A 23974-nucleotide genomic window follows, 5' to 3' on the forward strand; every position below is an offset into this window, starting at 1 on the left:
GGGGCTGCAGCCGCGACGGGTAGCGTGGCGAAGCCGGCTGGCACTGAGGCGGCTGCGTCCAGCGGTGCGGCGAGCGGCGCGTCGACGGCTTCGGCGCAGGTGGCCGGGCAGGCTGCGAATTCGGCGGCCGGTGCAGCATCGAGTGCGCCGGTGCGGGATCGTAGCAAGCCGGCGCCGTTGCCCTCGGTGCATGAGTCGGAAACTGGCGTGCCGGGCGAGGTCAAGGCGGCGGGGCAGGCGCGGCGGATTGCGGGCGTGTGGGTCGGCGCGGATGGCAAGGTTTTGAAGACGCCGCCACGCGAGGAAGCGGCCGAGGTGCCGGTAGGCGTGGCGCAGGCGTTGTTGCCGTTGGCGCCGCTGCCGCTGCCCAAGGGCGTCAAGCGGCCAGCGCCGGTTTCCTGCGCGCCGAGCGGCATCAGCGCCAAGGAATGCGTGGCGTTGGATAACCATAATGCCGAGCTGTCCAGCAAGCTGCTGGAGTTGGAAGGCAAGATGAAAGCCTTGCAGGGCGCGCTGGGTGGCGCAGCGCCGGCGGCTATTAGCGTCGCTGCGCAGCCGGGCAAGGCGGCTGCGGCGCATGGCGAGTCAGCCGCCAAGGCTGCATCTTCGCCGGCTGGCGCGGCGTCGCATGGCGCTTCGGCGGCTGCTAGTTTGTCGGCGCAGGGCGTCACGGAGATGAATGCGGCGAAGGCGGCTGCCGGAGTGGAGGGGAGTGCGTCGGCCTCGGCAGCCGCTGCATCCGCTTCGGCCTCTTCGTCGGCTGCTTCGGCAGCCGCGTCGAGCGAGGCGGCCAGTGTGCCGACCGGGCCGGTCAAGCAGATCCGCGTCTTACCCAAGCTGAAGTACAAAAAGGAAAAGCCACCTGAAACGCAGACCGATTACACCATGCCACTCGTCGCCGGCGCGGTCGGCCTGCTGGCGCTGCTGGGCGCTGGTTTCCTCTGGTGGCGCAAGAAAAAATCCGGCCGTGGCCCGCTGCAAATCTGGCAGGGCTTCCGCAAGAAAAAGCCAGCCACGCCTGATGCCGCCGCACCCGCCGCCGAGCCGGCGCCTGCACAGGCAGCCGAGTCGGTGGCCTCGTAATGCGCTAAACGCATAAGCTTATTGCTGGAAGCTCTGTCTTCACTCAAACGATCTGGGGTATAGTGTTTGGCGCTATTTTCCCACCATTGAAAGAGTCCCATGAGCGCAGCAGAACAATATCAGGCCTTCAAACAACTCGGCCTCAAACTCGACATGTCACGCGGCAAGCCAGCGCCGGAGCAGTTGGACCTGTCCAACGCCCTGGCCGAGGCGCTGCCGACCTACAAAGCGGCCGACGGCACCGATGCCCGCAACTACGGCGGCACCATCGGCCTGCCGGAAGCGCGCGCGCTGTTCGCCGAGTTGCTGGACGTGCCGGCCGCGCAAGTCGTGGTCGACAGCAGCGCCAGCCTGTCGCTGATGCACGATGTGATCGTCTACAGCCTGCTGAACGGCGTGCCAGGCCATGCGCCATGGGTGCAGAATCCAGTGACCTTCCTGTGCCCGGTACCGGGCTATGACCGTCACTTCGCCATTTGTGAGGCGCGCGGCATCAAGATGATCAATGTGCCGATGAACGCCGACGGTCCGGACATGGACCTGGTGGAAAAACTGGTGGCCGAAGACGCCAGCATCAAGGGCATGTGGATTGTGCCGAAGTACAGCAATCCGGGCGGCGTGGTGTACTCGGACCAGGTCGTGCAGCGCCTGGCGGCGATGAAGACGGCGGCGCCGGACTTCCGCCTGCTGTGGGATGACGCTTACCGCTTCCACCATCTGGGCGAGAAAAACCTGGCCGTGGCCAACATTCTGGCGGCGTGCGAGACCGCCGGCAATCCGGACCGGGCGATTGTGTTCGCGTCGTCGTCCAAGATCAGCTGGGCTGGTTCGGGCGTGGCGGCGCTGGCGGCTTCGCCGGCCAATATCGCCTGGTGGACCAAGCTGTCGGGCATCCGCAGCATCGGCCCGGACAAGATCAACCAGCTGCGCCATGTGCGCTTCCTGAAAGACCTGCCGACGGTGGAAGCGCTGATGGAACAGCATCGCCAGCTGCTGAAGCCGAAGTTTGACGCGGTGCTGGCGCAGTTCCAGGCGCTGCTGGGCGACGTGCCGGGCGTGTCGTGGACCCATCCGGACGGCGGCTATTTCATCGACCTGATTACGCCGGATGGCGCCGCCAAGCGCACCGTGGCGCTGGCCAAGGAGGCTGGCATCGTGCTGACGCCGGCTGGCGCGGCGTTCCCGTACGGCCTCGATCCGCTGGACCGTCATATCCGTATCGCGCCGAGCTTCCCGTCGCTGGCGGAAATCAACCAGGCGGCGCAGGGGATTGCGTTGTCGCTCAAGCTTGCGTTAGCCGGCTGAGCATAAAAAAAAGCGCCTTACGAGGCGCTTTTTTATTGGGGCGGCGGCTGCGCTTATTGGCGGGCCATGCCTGGGACGTTGTTCATCCAAGGATCGGTCACGTCGCGGATTTCGCGGTCGTTGGCCAGGATTTGTTTCAGCAGATCGATCTTGCGCAGGCGTTGGCCGCCGTTCAGGGCAGTCACGCCGGTGCTGGCAGCGCGTGCTTCCGTGGCGCATTGACCTTCCAGCTGGCTCAGACGGTCCATATCTCCCATGCGTGCAGCGGCAGCCATTTGATTGGTCAAACCGGCAATGTTTTCGTACATCGAGAGGACTTCGGAAGAGGTCATAATTCCACCTGGGCTAGTTAGCGCGGAGTACCGCATGTCTTGATTAACGTCGCCTTGAGCGGGAACTTTAGGGTTTTTTGAAAAAAAGTGAAAAAAAATCCGCCTGCGGTAAAACAGGCGGATTTTAATGTCGAAAGATTACCTTATTTGACCAGTTCTTCCAGGCCGGCGCTCAATTCGTCCGGCGGCGGCATGTCGTCGATCAGGGCGTTGTCTTCCAGGCCCAGCTCTTCAGCCAGGTCGGTTGGGTAGCAGGCGGCGATTTCTTCGTCGGTCAGCTCGGCCTGGGCCACGCGGGCGCGCCAGGCGGCCAGCGAGACCACGGCGGCCAGACGGTTCAGTTCGCCGTTGTGATGGGGTTCCGGGAAGGCCACGATGGTTTCCGAGAACGCGACCGGGAATTTCCAGCGCTTGGCCAGTTCGGCGCCGACGTCGGCGAAGGTGTAGCCCAGCGAGGCGCGCTCGGCGTCCAGGCGGCGGGCGTCCATCGGACCGGCGACTTTATCCAGCGCCATCGCCTGTTCCGGCGCGGCCGAGTGGATCACCAGTTGGCCGATGGCGTGCATCATGCCGATGGTGAAGGCGAGATCGGTGTTTTCCTTGGTCTTCTTGGCGATCCATTTGGCCGACACGGCGGTGTGCAGGCTGTAGCGCCAGAATTGCTTCAGGTCGAGGCCGGGCACGGTCTTGAAACCACTGACCAGGCCGGAGCTGATGACCAGCGTGCGCACAGTAACGAAGCCGAGCATCAGCACGGCGTCTTCGACGGTGCCGATGCTGCGCGAGACGTGGTAGTAGGCCGAGTTGGCCAGACGCAGCAGCTTGGCGCTCAGTACCGGGTCCGTCGACAATTTCTTCGCGATCTCTTCGGTCGAGACGCTGGCCTTGTCGAAACTGCTGATCAGCTCTTCCACGACTTTCGGCGCGGTAGGCAACGCAGTTGGATTCTGGAACAGGGCATCAAGTTTCATATTTAATCTCCTCGGTGTTAATTGCGTTGCTATAAGCTAACTATATAGGGAAACTTCGTATACCAGAAGAGATTTGGGGGCTTTCGTCGCTTTTCAGTGTAGCGGTATACTCGCAGCATGAAAATTGAAGACATTACCCAGACCACGCTGCGACATTACGAGCGGACCGCCGAGCAGTTTTTTGCCGGCACGATCGATCATGATGTGAGCCAGAATATTGCGGCTTTGCTGGAGGCGATCGAAGCGCCGACGCCGTATCGCTTGCTGGACCTGGGCTGCGGTCCGGGCCGCGATTTAAAGACTTTCAAGACGATGGGGCATGAGCCGATCGGCATCGATGGCTCGGCGAAGTTTGTCGAGATGGCGCGCGCCTACAGTGGCTGCGAAGTGTGGCAGCAGGATTTTGTTGAGCTCGATTTGCCGACGGCGTTTTTCGATGGCGTCTACGCCAATGCTTCGCTGTTCCACGTGCCCAGCGCCGCGCTGCCCAAGGTGCTGCGTGACTTGCATGCGGCATTGAAAACCGGCGGCGTGTTATTCAGTTCCAATCCGCGTGGCGATAACAGTGAAGGCTGGAACGGTCCGCGCTATGGCAGCTACTACGACTATGAAACCTGGCTGCGTTATCTAACCGAAGCAGGCTTTGCTGAGGTCCAACATTACTACCGTCCAAGTGGTCTGCCGCGTGAGCAACAGCCTTGGTTGGCCAGTGTATGGCGCTGCGTTCGTCAGCGCACGGAAGCATCGACTTGAGCGGCCTATAGTAGAACCCATGCACACAACACTGGGTTGTGTCACTAGCTACGAAGGAGTTCATCATGAACAAGGATCAAGTCAAAGGTACTCTGAAAGACGTCGGCGGTAAAATTCAGGAAGAAGCCGGTAAACTGGTCGGCAGCTCCGAGCAGCAAGCCAAGGGCCTGAACAAACAGGCTGAAGGTAAAGTCCAAAAGGGCTACGGCGACGCTAAAGAAGCCGTTAAAGATACCGTGAACGACATCAACAAAGGCAACCGCTAATTTTTAGCTGATGCCCCAAATAAAACAGCCGCTTTTCAGCGGCTGTTTGCTTTTTTACTTGGCAGCTTCAGGCTGCAAGTTCTTCTTGAAGAAAGCCTCGATGTTGCCGTACACATGGCGCTGCGGCGCGCGGCCGGAGATGCCGTGCTTGGCGCCTGGGTAGGTCATCAGATCGAAGTGCACGTTACGCTTGACCAGCGCGTCGATCATGCGCGTGGTGTTGGTGAACAGCACGTTGTCGTCCGCCATGCCATGCATCAGCAGCAGCGGCGATTTCAAACCATCCAGATGCGAGTACACGCCGCTGTATTCATAGCCAGCCGCGTTTTCTTTCGGCGTGCCCATGAACTGCTCGGTGTAGTGGGTGTCGTACAGCGACCAGTCGGTCACCGGCGCCACCGATACGCCCATGGCGATCTTGTCCGACGCTTCCGCCAGCAGGCGCAAGGTCATGAAGCCGCCGTAGCTCCAGCCGAACACGCCGATACGCTTGGCATCCACGAAGCTCTGCTTGCCCAGCCACTCAACGCCGGTCAGTTGATCTTCCACTTCCACGCGGCCCAGCTGGTGGTAGTTGGCGTCGGTGAAGGCGCGTTCGCGGCGCGACGAGCCACGGTTATCCAGGCGCCACACCACGAAGCCTTGCTGCGCCATGTACTGGTCGAAGAAGTTGCCCCATTTACGCGACACGTGTTGCGAGTGCGGGCCGCCGTAGGTCGACAGGAACACTGGATATTTTTTCGACGCGTCAAAGCCGCTTGGCTTGATGATCGAGTAGTACAGCGTCTGGCCGTCCTTGGCTTTCAGCGTGCCGTATTCGGTTTTCAGGTGCGCGTCCTGATACTTGGCGTATGGATGGCTGGCGTTCAGCTCGTTGTGTTCCAGCCATTCGATCATGGCGCCGTCCGGTTTGCGGATGCTGACTTGCGGCGGCGTGTCCGGGCTGGAATAGGTGTCGACAAACACTTCGCCGTTGCGGGCGAACGACGAATCGTGCCAGCCGTCGCCTTGCGTCACGCGGGTTGGCTTGTCGGCGGTGCTGCCGTCCAGCTTGAGCACATAGGTCTGGCTGTCGATGACAGCGTCGCGGTTCGACTGCACGAACACGCGGCCGCTTTTCTCGTCCAGCGCCAGCAGGCGGTCGATGCCCCACTTGCCTTTTGTGATGGCGTGCTTCAGCTTGCCGTCCAGACCGTACAGGTACAGGTGCTTGTAACCGTCGCGTTCGGACGACCAGATGAAGCTCTTGTTATCCGACAGGAAGCGCAGATCGTCGAAGATGCTGACCCAGGTCGGCGAGGTTTCGGTGATCAGCACTTTTTGCGCCAGCGTGCCAGCATCCACCGACACCAGTTCCAGTTTCTTCTGGTCGCGGCTCTGGCGCTGGAACAGCAGCGCCTTGCTGTTGGCGCTCCAGTCGGCGCGCACCAGGTAGATGTCCTTGTTGGCACCGAGTTCGACGTCGCGGATCGCGCCGGTCTCAGGCGAAACAATTTTCAGCTCGACCAGCACGTTCGGATCGCCGGCGGCAGGGTAGCGCTGCTCAACCACTTCGGTACGGTCGGCGAAGATTTCAAAGCGGCGCACCACTGGCACCGGCGCTTCGTCGTAGCGTTTATAGGCGATGGCGGAATCGTCCGGCGCCCAGTAGTAGCCGGTGGTTTGCGCCATTTCTTCCTGCGCCACGAATTCGGCTTCGGCATTGTGAATGGTGCCCTTGCCGTCGGTGGTCAGCTGCTTTTCCTTGCCGGTGTTGAGGTCGATGACGAACAGGTTCTGGTCGCGCACGAAGGACACATAACGGCCTTGCGGCGAAATCTTCGGATCGAGTACGTTGCCGGAAGCGACCATGCGCGCGCTGTCCGGTTTGGCGACGTCGATCAGGTACAGGTTGCCGGCGATCGGCACCAGCAGGCGCTTGCCGTCCGGCGACCAGCTGTAGCTCAGAATGCCTTTCAGGCTGGCGGTGCGGGCGCGCTCGCGGCGGGCCTTCTCGGCGTCCGACAGGTTTTCTTCCGGCACCAGCACTTTGGAATCGACCAGGCGGTGCGTGGTTTTGTCCTTGAGGTTGTATTCCCACAGATCCAGCTGGAACTGGTTGTCGTCACGGCCGCGCAGGAAGGTGACGCGGGCGCCGTCCGGCGACACTTTCAGGTTGCGCACGCCGGGGCCGCTCAGCGACGGATCGCTGTGAATGCGGTCCAGGGTCAGTTTTTCTGCGGAGGCGTTGGCGCCGGCCAGCAGGGCAAGGAAGCAAAGAATGAATCGCATGGTCTCTCTCTAATAGGCAGAATCCAAGACGATACCAGACGCACACGCCTGTGGCGAGACAGCAAGATTGGGAATCCGTACCGGAAAACCGTTTTTCCTTCGGCGTCAGGCTGCCTGCACGGCCGGCTAGGACTGCGCTGCCCGCACGCGCGCCAGCGACAGGCGGTGCAGCGACCAGCTAAGCAGCACCGCCGCCACCGTCAGGCCGATGGTCAGGCCGATCCAAAAACCGGCCGCCGCCATGTCGTGACCGAGTCCCAGCCAGCAGCCGAGCGGCAGCGCGAAGCCCCAGAACGCCAGCAGCTGGATCTGCATCGGCTGGCGCGTCACCTTGTAGCCGCGAATCGCGCTGGAGGTGGCCACCTGGGTGGCGTCCGATAATTGGAACAGCGCGGCAAACACCAGCAGATGGGCGCACAGCGCCTGCACCGCCAGGTCAGAGGTGTAGGCGGCGGCGATCTGGTGGCGCCAGGTCACCATCAGCAGCGCCGACAGCACGCCGAACGCCAGCGACATGCCGACGCCGACCCAGGCGACAAAGCGCGCCCGCACCGGGTCGCCTTCACCGACCGCCTGGCCGACGCGGGTGATCAGCGCGATGCCAAAGCTGAGCGGCACCATGAAGGTCAGCGAACTGAAATTCAGCGCGATCTGGTTGGCGGAAATTTCCACCACGCCGTAGCGCGCCACCAGCAGGCTGACCAGGCCGAAGGCGCTGACCTCGGCAAAATAGGTGATGCCGATCGGCAGGCCAAGGCGCAGCATCGGCTTGATCGCCGCCCACTGCGGGCCTTCCCAGTGGCTGAACGGGTAGGTGGCGCGGTAGGCCGGCGCGCGGCGTATCCACAGCAGCATGGCCCCGAGCATCAGCCACATGCACAGGCCGGTCGACACCGCGCAGCCAAGGCCGCCCAAGGCCGGCAAGCCCCAGTGGCCGAACACCAGCAGCCAGTTGACGAACACGTTGAACAGCAGGCCGAGGATGGCGATCACCATCACCGGCTTGGTTTCGTTGATGCTGGTGCTGTAGCCGTACAGCGCGCGGTAGGCGGCCAGCGGCGGCAGGCCGATGCTGATGATGTGCACGAACAGTTCCGCCTGCCGTTGCACGTGCGGCGCCAGCCGCAGGTAGTCGAACACCAGCGTCGCCAGATTGGCCAGCAGCATCGCCACCAGGCCGACGCCGAGCGCCTTCCACAGCGATTGGCGTACCGCGTGCGGGATCTGGGTCAGCGCGCCGGCGCCGACGTCGTGGGCGACGATGCTGTTAATCGCCATCATCACGCCGCTGACCGTGACCAGCACGATGGCCCACACCGAGGCGCCGAGCGACACCGCCGCCAGCTGGTCAGCGCTGGTGTGGCCGGTCATGGCGACATCGGCCACACCCATGCCGACCGTGGCCAGCTGGCCGACCAATACCGGCCAGGCCAGCTGCCACAGGGCGGCGCTTTCGCGGCGGATATTCGACAGGGTAAAGGTGTGCGGCATGGCGGCGATGATAATAAAGAGGTTACAGAAACGTACAATTTTACTGGGTTGCCAACACTTTTGCGCGCTATCATGCTCACTCAGCCCGATTCCGGAGATGCCATGCCCCCATTTTTCGCCACCGCCACCGTGGTGCTTGCCTGTTGCACCGCCGGCACGACCGCCTGGGCCGGCGACATCACGCTGTACACGCGGGCCCATCTGGGCGGGCCGGCGATCACGCTGCACGAGGCCACGCCGGACCTGGATCTGCTGGGGTTCAACGACAAGACTTCCAGCGTGGTGGTGCACAAGGGCACCTGGCAGGTGTGCGCGGAAAAGCATTACAAGGGCAAATGCATTCTCCTAAAGGAAGGCGAATACGCCGAATTGCCAAGCTTCGACAATATGATCTCCTCGGTGCGCGAGCGTGATCCCAAGTCAGAGAAGAAATAGCCTGGCTGTCACAATTGCTTGCAATTTGGCCACACACTGATGTCGTCGCAGCCGCGGCGGCGCGCGTTACAAGGCAAATCCTCTTCCATTCATCCCGAACTATCATGAACTCTTTCTTTTCGCGCCTGACTCAAACCATCTCCTTGCTGACCGCTACCACCTTGCTGGCCGCTGCCGCGCACGCCGGCGAAGTGACGCTGTACACCGACGATAACTTCGGCGGCCAGTCGGTAACGCTGCGCGGCGCCACGCCGGACTTGGTGGCATTCGGCTTCAACGACCGCACTTCCAGCGTGATTGTGCGCTCCGGTACGTGGGAACTGTGCGAACACGCCGGGTTCCAGGGTCATTGCATCACCTTGCAGCGCGGCGAATACCGCCGTCTGCAAGGTTTCAACGACGTCGTCTCGTCGGCGCGCGAAGTGGGCGAACGCCGCGATGATCGCAATGACCGTGACGGCCGCGATGGGCGTGGCGACCGTGGCGACCGTGGTGGTCCCGGCGGCTACGGCCGCCAGGAAGACATCATGCTGTTCGGCCAGGCCCGCTTCGGCGGCCGCCCGGTTAGCCTGCGCGGCGACGCGCGCACCCTCGACGACTACGACTTCAACGACCAGGCCGGCTCCGTCATCATCAACGAAGGCCGCTGGGAGTTGTGCGAGCACGCCGATTTCCGCGGCAAATGCATCATTCTTGGCCCAGGCCGCTATGAATTCCTGGACGATATGAATAACCGCATTTCGTCGGTCCGCCGGGTCCGCTAAAAGCACGAAGCAGCGGCACGTTTTGCAGGTTTGCGCTAGACTGGCAGGCAAGCAAAACGGGAGCCAGCAACGTGGAATACAAGGATTACTACCAAGCCCTGGGCGTGGCCAAGACGGCCACCGAGGACGAGATCAAGAAGGCGTATCGCAAGCTGGTCCGCAAATACCATCCGGACGTCAGCAAAGAGGCGGACGCCCAGGCCAAAACGCAGGAAATCAACGAAGCCTACGGCGTGCTGGGCGATGCCGAAAAGCGCGCTGCTTATGACGAGTTGGGCCGTGGTCATCAGTACCGCGCCGGCCAGGAATTCCGTCCGCCGCCGGACTGGGGCCGTGGCTTTGGCGGTGGCGGCGGTGGTCCAGGCGGCTCGGGGCAGGGCGGCTTCGGCGGCGTCGACAGCGACTTCTTCTCCGACCTGTTCGCCAACTTCGGTGGCGGTGGCGCTGGCCGCCGGCGTCAGCAGGCGCCGCAGCGGGGCGATGATAGCCACGCCACCCTGACCATCGACCTGGCCGACAGCTATCAGGGCGCGACCCGCACCATCAGCCTGACGGTGGCTGAGCGCGACGCCCAGGACCGCATCGTCACCCGCGAGCGCAACCTCAGCGTCAACATCCCCAAAGGCGTGACCGCCGGCCAGCAACTGCGCCTCAGCGGCCAGGGACAGCCTGGCGCGGCCGGGCCGGGCGATTTGTATCTGGAAATCCAGTTCCGCGCCGATGCGCGCTACCGCCTCGACGGCCGCGACGTCTACCAGACGGTACCGGTGGCGCCGTGGGAACTGGCATTGGGCGGCGAGATTGAAGTGACCACGCCGTCGGGCAAAGTCAACGTCACGGTGCCGGCGGCGTCGCAGAGCGGGCGCAAGCTGCGGCTGCGCGCACGCGGCCTGCCGGGCAAGGAAGCGGGCGACCTGTATCTGCTGCTGGAGGTGGTGCTGCCGCCGGCCACCAGCGACAAGGCCCGCGAACTGTATCAAACGATGGCGCGCGAGCTGGCCTTCAACCCGCGCGCGGGAGGATGAGCATGGCAACCACAATTCTGACCGCCGTGGTGATCGACGGCGACGCCGCGCTGACGCTGGAAGAACTGGCGCAAGCCTGCGCCGTGGAGCCGGACTGGGTGGTGGCGCGGGTGCGCACCGGCATTCTGCTGGACGAACGCGCCAGCGCCGAGCATAGCGACGGCTGGCGCTTCAGCAGCGCCGACCTGGTGCGGGCACGCCGGCTGTGCCAGATCGAACGGGCGTTCGACGCCAACGATGACGTAGCGGCGCTGGTGGTCGACCTGTCGGAAGAAATCCGCCGCCTACGCGGCAAGCTCAGCGCCGCCGGAGTGCAATAGGCGCGGCCACCGCCATGCCGGCCGGCGCTGCGGCGTTGGGCGGGCGAGGCAGGTCGGCCAGCGGCTGGCGGTCGGTCAGCGCGTGATAGGCATGTGGCGCACCGCCGACATAGGCGCCGGCGCCATGGGCGGCATGGGCGGCAGCCGCAGCCAGCTCGTCGGCCTCGCGCGCGTTCAGCGGCACCGGCATGCCGGGCTGGTCCAGTTCGAGGAATTGCTGCATCAGCCAGCGCGTGGCAGGGCCCGGTTCCTCGTCGCCACGGCGGATCACATACAGCGGGAAACTGAAGGAACTGCCCTCGGCGATTTGCAGCTGCACCAGGCGGCCGGCATCCAGATCCCATTGCACGAACTCGACCGGCATATTGCCCCAGCCGATGCCGTTGCGCAGCAGCGCATGCTTGGAGCTGAGGTCGCCCAGCCGCCAGTCGCGCAGCGCCAGCACGCCGAAATCCTGGCCGGCGGTCAGCTTGCTGCGGTCGGTCAGCACCAGTTGCGTATGTTCGCGCAGCACGGCGGTCGGCACGATACCCTCGATCTGCGCCAGCGGATGGTCGGGCGCCACCACCGGCACCATGGTCACAAAACCGCAAGCCTGGCGCTCGATCACATCCGGCGTGCCGGGCATCCAGCCGCTGATGCCAATGCGGCAAGTGCCGTCGGCCACCAACTCGGTTACCGCGCCGAGCGCCTCGGTACGCAGTCGCATCGACACGGTCGGAAACTCCTTCTGGAATGCGTGCAGGATGCGCACCAGCTTGCAGGTGGAGAACATCACATCGACCACCAGCGACACCTCGGCTTCCAGCCCGGCCGACAGCGCCTTGGCGCGGGCACGCATGCCGTCCACCTTGAGCGACACCGCGCGGGCGTCCGCCAGCAGCGCCTTGCCGGCTTCGGTCAGCGTCGGCTTGCGCTTGCTGCGGTCCAGCAGCGCCACATTCAGCTGCTCTTCCAGATTGGCAATGGTATAACTGATGACCGACTGGGTGCGGTGCAGCGCCCGTGCCGCATGGGCAAAACCGCCATGGTCGATGACGGCAATAAACACGCGCAGCTGGTCGAGGGAGGGGAGGCCGGGATCTCGCATAATCGATTTTCTCGATAAGTAGGATTGAAATAAACTGCATTTCATCGATATTATAATCGCTTTATGATGGCTGCAACTCCCACACAAAGGAAACACCATCATGGCCAACATCCTCCACATCGACAGCAGCGTGCGCAGCACCGGTTCCCTGACCCGCCAACTGGGCGGCGAATACATCGCCAAACTGAAAGCCGCCAACCCGGCCGCCAACGTGGTGACCCGCGACATCGTCGGCCAGCCGCTGCCGCACCTGACCGAACAACTGATCGGCGCCTACTTCACCCCGGCCGAGCAGCGCAACGCCGAACAAGCACACGCCATCAAGACCTCGGACACGCTGGTGGATGAGCTGCTGGCAGCCGACACCATCGTCATCGGCGCGCCGATGTACAACTTCTCGATCACCTCCGGCCTGAAAGCCTGGATCGACCACATCGCCCGCGTCGGCCGCACCTTCCAGTATGGCGCCAATGGTCCGCAAGGCCTGGTCACCGGCAAAAAAGTCGTGGTGTTCGTCGCCAGCGGCGGCGTCTACAGCGAAGGCCCTGCCGCCGCCTACGACCACGTCACCACCTACCTGCGCTCGACGCTGGGCTTCCTCGGCATGACTGACGTCAGCTTCGTGGTCGCCGAAGGCGTATCGATGGGTGAAGAAGCCGTCACCAACGCGATCGCCAAAGGCCGTGCCCAGATCGACGCCATCGCCGCTTAATTCGCGCCGTCTCCCCGACAAGCCCCCACCGCGCCCGGCGCCGTGGGGGCTTGTTGTATCATGAAGGCCTCTCGCCTTGGAGCCCTACATGAAACGCAACCTGCATCTGCTGCTGATCGACCCGCAAAACGACTTTTGCGACCTGCCGGCCGGCTATCTGCCGACCGACCCGGTCAGCCGCCTGCCGCTGGCGCCATCGCTGCCGGTGCCGGGCGCGCACCAGGACATGCTGCGCGTAGCCGGCCTGATCAATCGCGGCCGCGCCGGCCTGAGCGCCATCAGCGTCACGCTGGACTCGCACCATCGCTTCGACATCGCCCATCCGACCTACTGGATCGCCGCCGACGGCGCACCGGTGGCGCCGTTCACCGAAATCAGCGCCGCCGATGTGCGCGCCAGGCGCTATCTGCCGCGCCATCCGGGCGGCCTGCCGATCACGCTGAACTACCTGGACCGGCTGGAAGCGGCGGGCCGCTACAAATTGATGGTATGGCCGGTGCATTGCGAAATCGGCAGCTGGGGCCACAACGTTCACGCCGACGTGCGCGCCGCCTACGGTCACTGGGAAGAAGCGTCGCTGGGCATCGTCGCCAAGCTGGCCAAGGGTTCCAACCCGTGGACCGAGCACTACTCGGCGGTGCAGGCCGAAGTGCCGGACGCCGACGATCCTGACACCCAGTTCAACACCCGCTTCGTGCGCGGCCTGGCCGAGGCCGACCGCATCTATGTGGCGGGCGAGGCCGGCAGCCACTGCGTCAAGGCCACGGTCGAGCACATCGCCGATTACTTCGCCGCCGAATACGGCCCAGACTCGCTGGCCAAGCTGGTGCTGATCACCGACTGCATCAGCCCGGTCACCGGCTTCGACGCCCAGTACCAGGCCTTCCTGCAGGCCATGCAGGCGCGTGGCGTGCAGTTGATGACCGCCGCCGACGTGCTGCCGGAACTGCTGGATAATGCCGCTGCCGAGGCGGTGTCCGCATGAAAGAGCCGATCGTCCGCAGCCTGCTGGAAACCGACTTATACAAATTCACCATGTGGCAGGCGCTGCTGCACGGACATCCAAACTCGCACACCGAATACGAATTTGTCTGCCGCAACACGCCAACCTTCCCGCTGACCGAGCTGGTGGAAGACATCGAGCGCGAACTGGATCACCTGTGCTCGATGAGTTTCCGCGACGAGGAGCTCAGCTACCTGCGCTCGCTGCGTTACATGAAGAGCGACTTCGTCGACTTCCTCACCGTGTTCCGCTTCCAGCGCAAATTTATCGAAGTGCGGGCCGACGGCGACACGCTGAGCATCCACGCCGCCGGTCCGCAGGTGCACGTGATGGGCTTTGAAATTTACGTGCTGTACATCGTCAACGAACTGTACTTCCGCCGCTTCGACCAGGCCGCTGCGATGGTCGAAGGGCGGGCCCGGCTGACAGCCAAGATCGCCAAGCTGAAAGCGTTCGGCGCCGAGCCGGCGCGTCACTTCCCGTTTGAACTGTCGGACTTCGGCACCCGCCGGCGGTTTTCCGGTGTCTGGCATGACGAAGTGGTGCAGCGGCTGGCGCGCGAAGTGCCGGAGTATTTCAAAGGCACCTCCAACGTCTACCAGGCGATGAAATTCGGCCTGATCCCGATCGGCACCATGGCGCATGAATACATGCAATCGTTCCAGGCGTTCGGCGTGCGGCTGCGCGACTTCCAGAAAGCCTCGCTGGAGGCATGGGTGCAGGAATACCGTGGCGACCTCGGCATCGCGTTGACCGACGTGGTCGGCATGGATGCCTTCCTCGACGACTTCGACCTGTATTTTGCCAAACTGTTCGACGGCCTGCGTCACGACTCGGGCGATCCGGTGGTGTGGGGCGAAAAAGCCATTGCCCACTACGCGGCGCTGCGCATCGACGCGCGCACCAAGCGGCTGGTGTTTTCGGACGGTCTCAACCTGGATAGCGCGATTGCGCTGTATCGCCATTTTGCCGACCGCATCATGACCGGCTTCGGCATCGGCACCCATCTGACCAACGACGTCGGCCTGGCACCGCTGAATATCGTCATGAAGCTGGTGCAGGCCAATGGCCAGTCGGTGGCCAAATTATCGGACTCGCCCGGCAAGACGCTGTGTAAGGATGAAACCTTCCTGGCCTACCTGCGCCAGGTGTTTCATCACCCGCTGCCGCCTGCCGGTTGAGGTTGGTTTAAGCTTCGGTAGCGCCGAAGCCGCCGAGGATAGCGTCGGCCTTGGCGCTGTCGTCGTCATCGTAGACATCGATCGACAGCATGGCGCCGGCGCCGGCGTGTTGACGGGCGGCGGCTGCAGCGGCCGGACCGCCCGGCGTCAGCGAGTCGAGCAGATTGCCGACCATGCTGGTGGCGACGTCAGGCGGCAGCGCCGTATGCTTGGTCAGCTGCACGCTGGACTGAGGGAAGCCGTTGGCCAGTAGCGCACTGCGGGCGCTCTCGGCATCGGATAATTGTGGGAAATTGCGATGAATGGTGCGGGTCATGATGGCCTCCTGTTTTTGCTGTTTTAGAAACCGGCGATCGCGGTGGTGAAATGCTCGACCTTGGGCGGCTGGGCAAAGAAACCGCCCACCAGCGCGCGCCAGTCCTGGAAACCGGTGCTGCCACGAAACTCGACCGTGTGATGCTCCAACGTCGCCCAAGCGATGACCAGATGATAGGTGTCCGGGCTCTCGATGCCTTTGTCGAGGCGCATCGACTGGCAGCCGCTGGCCGCCTTGAAAATCGGCACCGCCTGCGTGACGGCCGCCTCGAACGCGGCGTGGGTATCGGGCTTGATGGTGATCTCGGCGATCTCGTAAATCATGGACAGTCCTGGCAGTTGATGATGCCCTATTGTGCCTCAACTGCGGCAGGCGTGCGCAGGATGAAACGCATCGCCTGGTGCGCCAGCTCACGCACATCGGCACCACTGCCGGGCTTGTACCACTGGACGGTCCAGTTGAGCGCGCCGAAAATCAGCAAGCGGTCGAATTGCGACGGCATCGCCCAGTCGCCCGAAAGGTGGAGTTCGGCGATGGCGCGGTCCCAGACCGCCTCGTAGCGGTCCTTGAGCTCTGTGATGCGCTCGCGTGAGTCAGCGTCCAGCGAGCGCCATTCGTACAGCAGCACGGCGATGAAATGGTGGTCGGGCGCCAGCAGCGTGTGCAGATGGGCCTCGACCAGCCGGTGCAGCATCACGCTGGGCGCCAGCGGCAGGGCGGCGATGGCCTCGATTTCGGCCAGCGAGCGCTGCATGCCCTGTTCCATGATCGCCGCCAGGATCTCCTGCTTGCTTTTGAAATGGTAAAACCAGCTGCCGGCCTGGATGCCGGCGGCGGCGGCGATATCGCGCACCGTGGTGTTGTCGTAGCCCTTGGTGCGGAACAGCAGCGCCGACTTCTCGATCAGTTCCGCGCGCAGGCCGCCGCCTTCGCCTTTCTGCGGGCGGCCCCGTTTCTTCGGGCTGGGAACAGCGGTCGCGGCGGCATCGGGCATGGCAGTGGTGTGCTGAAGTGATGACAATGTCATTCTAATGCAGGCCGCGCACCAGATTCATAAATCGGCTACCGTGTGCTGCAACGCAACAACAACCGCACCTTTGCGCTAGATCATGGGTGGTGCGAATTGCCATCCTAAGCTAATGCGACGACCAAGGAGGTAGACATGAACACCACCATCGATCAGTTGCAGATTGAGATGGCGCAGGCTTTCGTCAAATTAACTACGCGATAGACGCATTGCGCCAGCATCTGGCGTTGAGTATTGAGGCGATGCGCAGCGATATGGCGCTCAGAGACGATGCGCAGCGTGCTCACGTTAACCTGCGCCTGGAGTACTTGCGCAGCGAAATTAACCGGCATATCTACGAGCAAGGCAGGATGGCCCGGGATCGGGCCGAATCGCTGCAACAAGAATTGATAAGACTGGCATCGCAGCCATGACTTGCAAGAATTTGGTGCCGGTATATTTCCCGACCGCCGGCGCCGGTAGTAGCAGCCCCGGAGGGCGCTAATAAGTCGTTCTATGTGAGAACTGTGTGCATCATAACGCCCGAATATGACGGGCGTTTGACGTCAATGGCGGGGGACTGCAAAGTGCTGTAGAATACAAGTTCTGTGGGGCCGACCTGGTTTCGACGTGGGTTGCAAAGCAGAGCAGGGCATACCGAGGCCTGGTTACCTCGTAAATACACCCAGAAATCAATAACTGCAAACGATAACTCGTACGCACTGGCAGCCTAAGGGCTGTTAGCTCCTAAACGCTTCTTCCCTGGGGCGGACCGTTAAAAGTCAAGGAGTCATTTACAGGGAATCGCGCTGTGACGGGTCACTTGAAGCAGCGCTAAATCTAAGGTGAATCGCTTGTCCAGAACGTGCACATCCGTGCTGTACAGGTTAAATTAAATGATAGTGCTAAGTATGTAGAACTGTCTGTAGAGTGCTTGCGGACGCGGGTTCGATTCCCGCCGGCTCCACCACTCGGATTAAAAAGAAAGGCCCCGACGCGCAAGTGTCGGGGCCTTTTGTTTTTTATTCCGCTATCAGCACGTCCGGGGTCAAAGTCGACTCTCCCCCATCAAGGCGGCACATGATGTTGCTTTGCTCTTTCGCAAATCCTTAGTTTATCTACAGTCAATAATTCGCTTTTGGAATTTTAGTTCTTCTGTTCAATGAAGGAGGCTGTATGAAGCGCTACACGGTGACGCTCGGAGCATCGACTACCGCTGGAGGCAAGGTCATTTCGGCCAGCAGCCATGGCGCCATCAACGGCGTCCCGATTGCCTTGGAGAATGACGGCATCTTCTGCCCGCCTGTAAGTCGAATGGAAAAATCCTCTGTGTGGGGCCGCGAATTCCGGAGACTTGGAACGGAAAGCAGGTGGCGCTGGAAAATGACTTATGCATTTGTGGCTGCTTTCCTTCACCGCGCCTCCTTGCCAATCAGTCCTTGCGCAGCCAGGTTGCTGGTAACGGCACCGCAGCGGGCACACCTCCAACTGGGGACTGCGCCGCTCAAGCGTTGTCACCCGCTGCCAAGTCGTATGACTTGCACTTCCTGGTCATTGACCAGGCCGACGGATCGCCCGTTGCGGACTGGCCCTACATTATTGAATTGGCTGGCGGAAAGCATATCGCGGGGCGCACCGTCCGGGGCCGATCCTCAGCAGGCAATAGACGAGGCATATAAAGACTATCGGGGAGTGAGGAACGGAATTTACTACCGTAAGATCAAAGCCGCTGCGGACAAGCTTGTGGACAAGCCAGATTCTATGCAAATACTACGGAACATGGTCAAATGAAAATTCTCCTTTACGTTGTTTGCATGATGACGGCTGTAGCGACGCACTCGGCAGAACTGGTGGCCTCCTGTCGCTTGGGAAGTGGCGCCGCGCAGAGCGTGGCAGTGATGCGGGATTCGCCGGCCGCCTCAACGCACATTTATTACCTGCAGCAGGGGCGCAAGCGCACGGCATTTTTTGGCACGACCGAGCAATCCAGGGGCTCATCGGTTCTGGTTCAATGTGTCGGTAACAAACATCGTGCGCTTATTATTTCAGGTGAATTTACGGCAAATGCCGTGCAAGGCTTTGTACTGACTTACCCGTTCGGGCAGGCCTCTCCGGAGCGATTGGATTTTGCTGAGAAAAGTCGCCCGGGATGGCTGTATTTGGGATCTGACGAAATGAGAGTCGTAGTTACCACTGGTGGTTACGGCGAGACCAATGCGAAATACGTGATGTACCGCCATGTCATAGGACAAGCCGACGATGAGCCAGCTCGCGCGATAAACGAGCTGCCATCATCAGCTGGATTTGAAATGATAAGTTTGAAAGATTCTTCTCGGTAGCGTTGCCAAAGGTGGAGAAGCCGCGTTCTTCTGATTTAGAACCCTGGCGCTGGCACTTCCGGGATCTGGTTGTGCAGGCTGGCGTTAATCGCGTTCCAACCCCGGATGACAGCGATCGCGTAGCTCAGTTCTGCGATTTCGTTGTCGGTGAAATGTTCTTTCAGTTCGCCGAAATCGGCGTCACTCGGCTGGCGGTGGGGCAGGGCGTTGACGGCTTCGGCCCAGTTTAGCGCGGCGCGTTCCAGTGCGCTGAAGAATGGGGCTTCGCGCCAGCCGGCGACGGCGTTCAGGTGGCGCGGTTCGGCGCCTTGCTTGATCAGGTCGCGCCAGTGCATGTCGATGCACACGCCGCAGCCGTTGAGCTGCGACACGCGCAGGTTGATCAGTTCCACCAGCCGGGCACCCAGCGAGCTTTTCTTGACCGACGCCGACAGCGCGATCATGGCCTGCAAATTGGCAGGGGCGAGTTGGAAGAAGGGAATACGGGCAGCTTGGGTCATGATGACGCCTTTCACAGTATGCGGCAGGCACACCATGCGCCTGTCATATCCTGTAAGACGCGCCACCTGCACCGCTTGTGACAGCTTTTAGAAAATAGTCTGCGGCACACCCGCCAGCTTGTCCGGGTTGCGGACGATGAAGACGGCGACGATGCGGTCGTTGTCGATCAGGAAGGATTGGGCCGATTCCAGCTTGCCGCCGACGTAGCGCAGCAGTCCCGGTTCGCCGTTGATGCGCGCCTGGCGATATATTACTTGCTGCGGATATTGGTGTTCCAGCGACCAGAACGACCCCGCCACGCGGCCGGCGCCGTGCAATACGCGCAGGTAGGAATTGACTTTGCCGCCGCCATCGGCCACCAGTTGCACGTCATCCGCCAGCAGGGTTTTCATGGCGGCGCGGTCGCCGTTCTGGGCGGCGGCCATGAAGCGTCCCAGCAGCGCCTGATGCTGCTCCCTCGGCACGGCAAAACGCGGCTGTTGCTGCTGCACGCGCTGCTGCGCCCGGTGCACCATCTGCCGGCAGGCCGCTTCGCTCTTGCCCAGCATGTCGGCGATGTCGGCGTACTCATGCTCAAACACCTGCCGCATCAAGAACGCCGCCCGCTCCTCCGGCGACAGGCGCTCCAGCACCCACATGAACGCCATTGATACTTCACTGGCCAGCTCGGCGCTGCTTTCCGGCGTGCGTTCGTCCAGTTCGACGATCGGTTCCGGCAGCCACCAGCCGACATACGCGCTGCGCTCGCTCAGCCGCGCGCGCAGGCGGTCGATCGCCAGCCGGGTGGCGATGGTCACCAGCCACGCTTCCGGCGATTGCACTTCGGTGCGGTCGCTGCCGTGCCAGCGCAGCCAGGCGTCCTGCACCACGTCGTCGGCGTCGGCGCGGGTGCCCAGCATGCGATAGGCGATAGCGAACAGGCGCGGCCGCAGCGCCGAAAACAGGGAGGAGTCAGTCATCATGAACCTTAGACGCGCCAGGCGGTCAATCTGTGACAGCTTACCTTATCCGGAATGCGCATTTGCTTTTTTGGAATCATTCGTCGTCAGGCCGCTGCCTTCGCGCTACCTTGGGAAGGCCAACTAAGGAGACAAAATGAAACTCGAAACCATCGCCGTCCACGGCGGCTACAGCCCCGATCCCACCACCCGCGCCGTCGCCGTGCCGATCTACCAGACCGTGGCCTACGCCTTCGACGACACCCAGCACGGCGCCGACCTGTTCGACCTGAAAGTGCCGGGGAATATCTACACCCGCATTATGAATCCGACCCAGGACGTGCTGGAACAGCGCGTCGCTGCGCTGGAAGGCGGGGTGGCGGCGCTGGCGCTGGCGTCCGGCCAGGCCGCCGTCACCTATGCGATCCAGACCATTGCCGAAGCCGGCGACAACATCGTCGCCGCCGCCACGCTGTACGGCGGCACCTACAACCTGTTCGCGCACACGCTGCCGCAGTACGGCATCACCACCCGCTTTGCCGATGCCCGCGATCCGGCCTCGTTCGGCGAGTTGATTGACGAGCGCACCAAGGCAGTGTTCATCGAATCGATCGGCAACCCGCTGGGCAATATCACCGATATCGCGGCCATTGCCGCCGTCGCTCACGCACACGGCGTGCCGCTGATTGTCGACAATACCGTCGCCACGCCGTACCTGCTGCGGCCGATCGAGCACGGCGCCGACATCGTGGTGCATTCGCTGACGAAATACTTGGGCGGCCACGGCAACTCGATCGGCGGCGCGATTGTCGATTCCGGCAAGTTCCCGTGGGCCGAGCACAAGGAGCGCTTCAAGCGCCTCAACGAACCGGACGTGTCGTATCACGGCGTGGTCTACACCGAGGCGCTGGGGCCGGCTGCCTACATTGGCCGCGCGCGCGTGGTGCCACTGCGGAATACCGGCGCGGCGCTGTCGCCATTCAACGCCTTCCTGATCCTGCAAGGCATCGAGACACTGGCGCTGCGCATGGAGCGGATTGTCGACAACACGCGCAAGGTGGCGCAGTTCCTTGGGCAGCACAGCAAGGTCAAGTGGGTCAACTACGCCGGGCTGGAAGACCACCGGGATCACGCGCTGGCCGTCAAATACCTGGGCGGACGGCCGTCCGGCGTGCTGACATTCGGCGTGCAGGGAGGAGTGGAGGGCGGCGCGCGCTTCCAGGATGCGTTGCAACTGTTCACGCGGCTGGTCAATATCGGCGACGCCAAGTCGCTGGCCTGTCATCCGGCCTCGACCACGCACCGCCAGCTCAACGAGGAAGAATTGGCCAAGGCGGGGGTGACGGTGGATACGGTGCGGCTGTCGATCGGGATCGAGCACAGCGACGATCTGCTGGCCGACCTGGAACAGGCGCTGGCGGCGGTGTAGGCGGTCTAGAGGTCGGGCCGGGGATCAGCCCTTTTTCTCCGGCACCGAGACGCGCTCGACGATAACGTGGCCGTCGACCACCCGGCAGTCGATCACGTGGTTGCGCGAGACGCTGGTGTGGCGCGAGTGGAGGTCGTGGTATTTGCCGGCCTCTTCCAGCCGCAAGTCGATGCGGAAGCTCTCCAGATTATTGCTGCGCGCCACTTCGGCCACGCGCTGCTTGCGGATATCGGCTTCCTTGTCGCTGCGGCCGTGCATTTCCGGCCCTTCGAAGTAGCGGATCAGCGCGCATTCGATGACGTCGATGCGGTCCTTCAGCAGCATGTCGGTGGCGACCGGATTCTGGTTGACGTCCAGCTCGGCCGGATCGCCGTCGGCCGACATCACTTCCACATTCATGCGCTGGATCAGCAGCAGCATGTCGTTGTCTTCGCTCTGGCGCTGGTGCACGCGCTGCACCGGCATCAGGCGCGCGCGCGCCAGCCGGCCCAGCGGGTCCTTGGTCTGGCCGACGTACAGCACTTCGCTGGCGAAGTTGTACGGATTGTCGTACTGCTGCAGCAGGTCGTGGATCGACAGCGCCTCGATCAGGCCGCCCCAGTTGAGCGTGATGAACTGGTCGGTCAGCACCACCGTCGGCTTTTTCAGCGTGGCGGCAAACGGCACCGTCAGCTCGATGGTCAGCGTATCTTTTTTCTCTTCCGTGCCCACCAGCAGCGGCACCGTCAGCTTCAGCGAAAAGAAGCCCCAGCTGGTGTTACGCGACGGGTCGAAACGCACGCGTGGGCGGCTGATGGCGAAATACAGCAGCCGCTTTTCGCTGGTGGCTTCCAGGTCGAACTGCATGCGGCGCAGATGGCGGCCGACCGGGTCGCGGATGTCCGGCACCGGCGGGAAGCCGGCGATCAGGTCGTACCAGTGGAATTTGGCGTCGGCCACGGTGACCACCCAGGTCTGCGGCGCGGCGGTGCGTTGCGGCATCAGCGGCAGCAGCTCTTCCATGTCGTCCGGCGGCGGCGCCAGCAGGTCATGGAAGGGTTCGGGCGCTTCCTCGAACAGCGCGCCTATGCCCAGCTCTTCCGGCGACGGATCGGGATAATCGTCGTCGTCATTGCTCATTTGCGCGCTCCGTGGGTGTCATAGTCCGGTGATTATAGTGCTTCCGATCTGATATTTCCATGTGGAAATGTGTCGGCGCATCAAGAATCTATCCAATGTAACACTACTCAGGACTTGCCGCCTTTCGCCGGCGCCGGCAGTGGCATCGACGCAACCTGGGCCTGGCCGTCGGCGATGAAGCAACTCAGTATATGGCGCTTGGCCGAGCTGACAAATTCCGAGCTTAAATAATTATAGAAGCCGGCGTCCGGCAATTCCAGATCGATGGTGTACTGGGCCAGATGGTTGCTGGCCTGCACCGCCGTCAGCCGCTCGCTGCGGGCCTTGCGCTCGTCCAGTTGGCGCAGGCGCGGCGCGCTACCCTCGAAGTAGCGGATCAGCGCCGCTTCGATCACGTCCACGCGCTCGGCGTGCAGGATGTCGGCCGGCAGCGCGTATTCATTGTGCGGCAGCGCGGCCGGGTCGCCCTCGGCGCAATTGACTTCGACCTCGACGCCCAGCACCAGGATCAGCGTGTCGTAATCCATGCCGAACTGGGCCCGCAGCTTGTGCATGGCGCCCAGCCGGCCTTTGCCCAGCCGGCCGTCCGGATCGCGGGTCTGGCCGACATAGCTGACCTTGCTGGGCAGCTTGAGCGTATGGGCATAGGTTTGCAGCAGGTCGTGCACGGAAAACACCTCGACCAGGCCGCCCCAGTTGAGGCTGATGAAGCTGTCGGTCAGGATCACGGTCGGCTTCTTCATGGTGGCCGCGAACGGCACCTTCAGTTCCACCGTGATGGATTCCTTGGTTTCTTCGGCGCCCATCAGCAGCGGCAAGGTCAGCTTGAGCGAAAAGAAGCCCCACTGCACCACGCCGGTGATGTCGAAGCGCACGCGCGGGCGGGTCACGGCGAAGAATAAATGGCGTTTTTCGGCCGTGGCCTCCAGCTCGAACTGCATGCGGCGCATATAGCGGCCGATGGGATCGCGGATGTCCGGCTTTTCAGCGAAGCCGGCAATCAAATCGTACCAGTGATATTTGGCGTCGGCCACGCGCACCATCCAGCTTTGCGGCGCGGTGGTGCGCTGCGGTAGGGTGGCGAAGGAGTCTGTTAATGAACCAGCATACGGCTGCGGGAGTTGGGCAGCCTGCTCAGGAAAATTCATTTTGCACCTGATCGGAAAAGTTGAGTGTCGGCGACTGGCTCTCTTTCCGATCAGCGGGGTCTTGGCTTTTAGGAAATAAGTAGTGCTACGCAGTCATGCGGGGAGACTACGCCTACTCTGTCCGTACGGCAACAAAAATCCGTTGTGCAATGCGCCCTGGCGGCGCCAAACCAACA

At 62.5% G+C, this 23974-nt stretch carries 27 protein-coding genes and 1 other RNA gene; 16 read left to right on the forward strand and 12 right to left on the reverse strand.

Annotation, left to right across the window (positions count from 1 at the left end):
• A partial coding sequence (locus GTP69_RS27430; protein WP_229261176.1) for an LPXTG cell wall anchor domain-containing protein occupies positions 1 to 1083 on the forward strand: 1083 nt, incomplete at its 5' end.
• 99 nt (positions 1084 to 1182) lie between these two features.
• Positions 1183 to 2388, forward strand: coding sequence for an aspartate aminotransferase type Ic (locus tag GTP69_RS27435; protein WP_161057860.1), 1206 nt, complete (start codon positions 1183 to 1185; stop codon positions 2386 to 2388).
• 53 nt (positions 2389 to 2441) lie between these two features.
• Here GTP69_RS27435 and GTP69_RS27440 read toward each other — a convergent pair whose 3' ends face one another.
• The gene (locus GTP69_RS27440; RefSeq protein ID WP_161057861.1) at positions 2442 to 2720 is read right to left on the reverse strand and encodes a flagellar protein FliT; all 279 of its coding nucleotides are present in this window, start codon (positions 2718 to 2720) and stop codon (positions 2442 to 2444) included.
• A 143-nt stretch (positions 2721 to 2863) separates the two neighbouring features.
• The gene (locus GTP69_RS27445) at positions 2864 to 3691 is read right to left on the reverse strand and encodes an HDOD domain-containing protein (RefSeq protein WP_161057862.1); all 828 of its coding nucleotides are present in this window, start codon (positions 3689 to 3691) and stop codon (positions 2864 to 2866) included.
• Positions 3692 to 3808: 117 nt separating this feature from the next.
• On the opposite strand from GTP69_RS27445, the gene GTP69_RS27450 reads away from it, so the two are divergent.
• Positions 3809 to 4444, forward strand: coding sequence for a class I SAM-dependent methyltransferase (locus GTP69_RS27450; RefSeq protein WP_161057863.1), 636 nt, complete (start codon positions 3809 to 3811; stop codon positions 4442 to 4444).
• Positions 4445 to 4509: 65 nt separating this feature from the next.
• Positions 4510 to 4710 (forward strand): CsbD family protein, encoded by a 201-nt coding sequence (locus GTP69_RS27455; RefSeq protein ID WP_110846884.1) that lies wholly within the window; start codon positions 4510 to 4512, stop codon positions 4708 to 4710.
• A gap of 54 nt (positions 4711 to 4764) precedes the next feature.
• On the opposite strand, the gene GTP69_RS27460 is transcribed toward GTP69_RS27455, so the two are convergent.
• Positions 4765 to 6981 carry a S9 family peptidase gene (locus GTP69_RS27460; RefSeq protein ID WP_161057864.1) on the reverse strand — a complete coding sequence of 739 codons (2217 nt, stop codon included), beginning with the start codon at positions 6979 to 6981 and terminating at the stop codon, positions 4765 to 4767.
• Positions 6982 to 7107: 126 nt separating this feature from the next.
• Positions 7108 to 8472, reverse strand: coding sequence for an MATE family efflux transporter (locus tag GTP69_RS27465; RefSeq protein ID WP_161057865.1), 1365 nt, complete (start codon positions 8470 to 8472; stop codon positions 7108 to 7110).
• A 102-nt stretch (positions 8473 to 8574) separates the two neighbouring features.
• Between GTP69_RS27465 and GTP69_RS27470 the strand changes: the two genes are divergently transcribed.
• From GTP69_RS27470 to GTP69_RS27485, 4 genes are all read left to right on the forward strand, one after another.
• Positions 8575 to 8907 carry a beta/gamma crystallin-related protein gene (locus GTP69_RS27470; RefSeq protein WP_161057866.1) on the forward strand — a complete coding sequence of 111 codons (333 nt, stop codon included), beginning with the start codon at positions 8575 to 8577 and terminating at the stop codon, positions 8905 to 8907.
• 104 nt (positions 8908 to 9011) lie between these two features.
• Positions 9012 to 9671 carry a beta/gamma crystallin family protein gene (locus tag GTP69_RS27475; RefSeq protein WP_161057867.1) on the forward strand — a complete coding sequence of 220 codons (660 nt, stop codon included), beginning with the start codon at positions 9012 to 9014 and terminating at the stop codon, positions 9669 to 9671.
• A 71-nt stretch (positions 9672 to 9742) separates the two neighbouring features.
• Positions 9743 to 10696: a DnaJ C-terminal domain-containing protein gene (locus tag GTP69_RS27480; protein ID WP_161057868.1), complete on the forward strand. Its 954-nt coding sequence runs from the start codon at positions 9743 to 9745 to the stop codon at positions 10694 to 10696.
• A 2-nt stretch (positions 10697 to 10698) separates the two neighbouring features.
• Positions 10699 to 11016, forward strand: a complete 318-nt coding sequence (locus GTP69_RS27485) for a chaperone modulator CbpM (RefSeq protein ID WP_161057869.1) — start codon at positions 10699 to 10701, stop codon at positions 11014 to 11016.
• Here GTP69_RS27485 and GTP69_RS27490 read toward each other — a convergent pair.
• The gene (locus GTP69_RS27490) at positions 10994 to 12106 is read right to left on the reverse strand and encodes a LysR family transcriptional regulator (RefSeq protein WP_161057870.1); all 1113 of its coding nucleotides are present in this window, start codon (positions 12104 to 12106) and stop codon (positions 10994 to 10996) included. The genes GTP69_RS27485 and GTP69_RS27490 overlap by 23 nt on opposite strands.
• Positions 12107 to 12206: 100 nt before the next feature.
• Here GTP69_RS27490 and GTP69_RS27495 point away from each other — a divergent pair, with 100 nt between their 5' ends.
• The 3 genes from GTP69_RS27495 to pncB all read left to right on the forward strand — a co-directional run bounded on the left by GTP69_RS27495 (position 12207) and on the right by pncB (position 15002).
• A complete protein-coding gene (locus tag GTP69_RS27495) occupies positions 12207 to 12818 on the forward strand; it encodes an FMN-dependent NADH-azoreductase (RefSeq protein WP_161057871.1) in 612 nt (203 codons plus the stop codon).
• 88 nt (positions 12819 to 12906) lie between these two features.
• Entirely contained in the window at positions 12907 to 13803 is an 897-nt protein-coding gene (locus GTP69_RS27500; protein WP_161057872.1) for a cysteine hydrolase family protein, read from the forward strand.
• Complete coding sequence (gene pncB / locus GTP69_RS27505) at positions 13800 to 15002, forward strand: nicotinate phosphoribosyltransferase (protein WP_161057873.1); 1203 nt, start codon at positions 13800 to 13802, stop codon at positions 15000 to 15002. Before GTP69_RS27500 ends, pncB begins: the two co-directional genes overlap by 4 nt.
• Before the next feature lie 7 nt (positions 15003 to 15009).
• Here pncB and GTP69_RS27510 read toward each other — a convergent pair whose 3' ends face one another.
• From GTP69_RS27510 to GTP69_RS27520, 3 genes are read right to left on the reverse strand one after another with little or no spacing between them, the layout of a single operon-like run.
• A complete protein-coding gene (locus tag GTP69_RS27510; protein WP_161057874.1) occupies positions 15010 to 15318 on the reverse strand; it encodes a hypothetical protein in 309 nt (102 codons plus the stop codon).
• A gap of 23 nt (positions 15319 to 15341) precedes the next feature.
• Entirely contained in the window at positions 15342 to 15641 is a 300-nt protein-coding gene (locus GTP69_RS27515) for an antibiotic biosynthesis monooxygenase family protein (protein WP_161057875.1), read from the reverse strand.
• A gap of 26 nt (positions 15642 to 15667) precedes the next feature.
• Positions 15668 to 16312 (reverse strand): TetR/AcrR family transcriptional regulator, encoded by a 645-nt coding sequence (locus GTP69_RS27520; protein WP_161057876.1) that lies wholly within the window; start codon positions 16310 to 16312, stop codon positions 15668 to 15670.
• A gap of 242 nt (positions 16313 to 16554) precedes the next feature.
• On the opposite strand from GTP69_RS27520, the gene GTP69_RS27525 reads away from it, so the two are divergent.
• From GTP69_RS27525 to GTP69_RS27540, 4 genes are all read left to right on the forward strand, one after another.
• Positions 16555 to 16758, forward strand: coding sequence for a hypothetical protein (locus tag GTP69_RS27525; RefSeq protein WP_161057877.1), 204 nt, complete (start codon positions 16555 to 16557; stop codon positions 16756 to 16758).
• A 176-nt stretch (positions 16759 to 16934) separates the two neighbouring features.
• Positions 16935 to 17294: a transfer-messenger RNA gene (ssrA, locus tag GTP69_RS27530) on the forward strand.
• 206 nt (positions 17295 to 17500) lie between these two features.
• The gene (locus tag GTP69_RS27535; RefSeq protein ID WP_229261177.1) at positions 17501 to 18115 is read left to right on the forward strand and encodes a PAAR domain-containing protein; all 615 of its coding nucleotides are present in this window, start codon (positions 17501 to 17503) and stop codon (positions 18113 to 18115) included.
• Positions 18112 to 18663, forward strand: coding sequence for a hypothetical protein (locus tag GTP69_RS27540; protein ID WP_161057878.1), 552 nt, complete (start codon positions 18112 to 18114; stop codon positions 18661 to 18663). Before GTP69_RS27535 ends, GTP69_RS27540 begins: the two co-directional genes overlap by 4 nt.
• 35 nt (positions 18664 to 18698) lie before the next feature.
• Here the strand turns inward: GTP69_RS27540 and GTP69_RS27545 are convergent, their stop codons facing one another.
• Both GTP69_RS27545 and GTP69_RS27550 read right to left on the reverse strand, forming a co-directional pair.
• A complete protein-coding gene (locus GTP69_RS27545) occupies positions 18699 to 19163 on the reverse strand; it encodes a carboxymuconolactone decarboxylase family protein (protein ID WP_161057879.1) in 465 nt (154 codons plus the stop codon).
• A gap of 87 nt (positions 19164 to 19250) precedes the next feature.
• Positions 19251 to 20123 carry an RNA polymerase sigma-70 factor gene (locus GTP69_RS27550; protein ID WP_161057903.1) on the reverse strand — a complete coding sequence of 291 codons (873 nt, stop codon included), beginning with the start codon at positions 20121 to 20123 and terminating at the stop codon, positions 19251 to 19253.
• A 136-nt stretch (positions 20124 to 20259) separates the two neighbouring features.
• On the opposite strand from GTP69_RS27550, the gene GTP69_RS27555 reads away from it, so the two are divergent.
• A complete protein-coding gene (locus GTP69_RS27555) occupies positions 20260 to 21531 on the forward strand; it encodes an O-acetylhomoserine aminocarboxypropyltransferase/cysteine synthase family protein (RefSeq protein ID WP_161057880.1) in 1272 nt (423 codons plus the stop codon).
• Positions 21532 to 21555: 24 nt separating this feature from the next.
• Here the strand turns inward: GTP69_RS27555 and GTP69_RS27560 are convergent, their stop codons facing one another.
• Entirely contained in the window at positions 21556 to 22650 is a 1095-nt protein-coding gene (locus tag GTP69_RS27560; protein WP_161057881.1) for a hypothetical protein, read from the reverse strand.
• Positions 22651 to 22757: 107 nt separating this feature from the next.
• Entirely contained in the window at positions 22758 to 23798 is a 1041-nt protein-coding gene (locus GTP69_RS27565) for a hypothetical protein (RefSeq protein ID WP_161057882.1), read from the reverse strand.
• Positions 23799 to 23974: the final 176 nt, after the last annotated feature.

Source organism: Duganella levis, assembly GCF_009857605.1.
GTDB classification, from domain to species: domain Bacteria; phylum Pseudomonadota; class Gammaproteobacteria; order Burkholderiales; family Burkholderiaceae_D; genus Rugamonas; species Rugamonas levis.

Coding starts and splice junctions, on each gene's coding strand:
- GTP69_RS27495 (WP_161057871.1), top strand. CDS start 12,207: ATGGCCAACATCCTCCACATCGACAGCAGCGTGCGCAGCACCGGTTCC.
- GTP69_RS27435 (WP_161057860.1), top strand. CDS start 1,183: ATGAGCGCAGCAGAACAATATCAGGCCTTCAAACAACTCGGCCTCAAA.
- GTP69_RS27445 (WP_161057862.1), bottom strand. CDS start 3,691: ATGAAACTTGATGCCCTGTTCCAGAATCCAACTGCGTTGCCTACCGCG.
- GTP69_RS27490 (WP_161057870.1), bottom strand. CDS start 12,106: ATGCGAGATCCCGGCCTCCCCTCCCTCGACCAGCTGCGCGTGTTTATT.
- GTP69_RS27460 (WP_161057864.1), bottom strand. CDS start 6,981: ATGCGATTCATTCTTTGCTTCCTTGCCCTGCTGGCCGGCGCCAACGCC.
- GTP69_RS27465 (WP_161057865.1), bottom strand. CDS start 8,472: ATGCCGCACACCTTTACCCTGTCGAATATCCGCCGCGAAAGCGCCGCC.
- GTP69_RS27485 (WP_161057869.1), top strand. CDS start 10,699: ATGGCAACCACAATTCTGACCGCCGTGGTGATCGACGGCGACGCCGCG.
- GTP69_RS27475 (WP_161057867.1), top strand. CDS start 9,012: ATGAACTCTTTCTTTTCGCGCCTGACTCAAACCATCTCCTTGCTGACC.
- GTP69_RS27560 (WP_161057881.1), bottom strand. CDS start 22,650: ATGAGCAATGACGACGACGATTATCCCGATCCGTCGCCGGAAGAGCTG.
- GTP69_RS27500 (WP_161057872.1), top strand. CDS start 12,907: ATGAAACGCAACCTGCATCTGCTGCTGATCGACCCGCAAAACGACTTT.
- pncB (WP_161057873.1), top strand. CDS start 13,800: ATGAAAGAGCCGATCGTCCGCAGCCTGCTGGAAACCGACTTATACAAA.
- GTP69_RS27565 (WP_161057882.1), bottom strand. CDS start 23,798: ATGAATTTTCCTGAGCAGGCTGCCCAACTCCCGCAGCCGTATGCTGGT.
- GTP69_RS27535 (WP_229261177.1), top strand. CDS start 17,501: ATGAAGCGCTACACGGTGACGCTCGGAGCATCGACTACCGCTGGAGGC.
- GTP69_RS27450 (WP_161057863.1), top strand. CDS start 3,809: ATGAAAATTGAAGACATTACCCAGACCACGCTGCGACATTACGAGCGG.
- GTP69_RS27520 (WP_161057876.1), bottom strand. CDS start 16,312: ATGCCCGATGCCGCCGCGACCGCTGTTCCCAGCCCGAAGAAACGGGGC.
- GTP69_RS27440 (WP_161057861.1), bottom strand. CDS start 2,720: ATGACCTCTTCCGAAGTCCTCTCGATGTACGAAAACATTGCCGGTTTG.
- GTP69_RS27540 (WP_161057878.1), top strand. CDS start 18,112: ATGAAAATTCTCCTTTACGTTGTTTGCATGATGACGGCTGTAGCGACG.
- GTP69_RS27550 (WP_161057903.1), bottom strand. CDS start 20,123: ATGACTGACTCCTCCCTGTTTTCGGCGCTGCGGCCGCGCCTGTTCGCT.
- GTP69_RS27510 (WP_161057874.1), bottom strand. CDS start 15,318: ATGACCCGCACCATTCATCGCAATTTCCCACAATTATCCGATGCCGAG.
- GTP69_RS27455 (WP_110846884.1), top strand. CDS start 4,510: ATGAACAAGGATCAAGTCAAAGGTACTCTGAAAGACGTCGGCGGTAAA.
- GTP69_RS27555 (WP_161057880.1), top strand. CDS start 20,260: ATGAAACTCGAAACCATCGCCGTCCACGGCGGCTACAGCCCCGATCCC.
- GTP69_RS27545 (WP_161057879.1), bottom strand. CDS start 19,163: ATGACCCAAGCTGCCCGTATTCCCTTCTTCCAACTCGCCCCTGCCAAT.
- GTP69_RS27470 (WP_161057866.1), top strand. CDS start 8,575: ATGCCCCCATTTTTCGCCACCGCCACCGTGGTGCTTGCCTGTTGCACC.
- GTP69_RS27515 (WP_161057875.1), bottom strand. CDS start 15,641: ATGATTTACGAGATCGCCGAGATCACCATCAAGCCCGATACCCACGCC.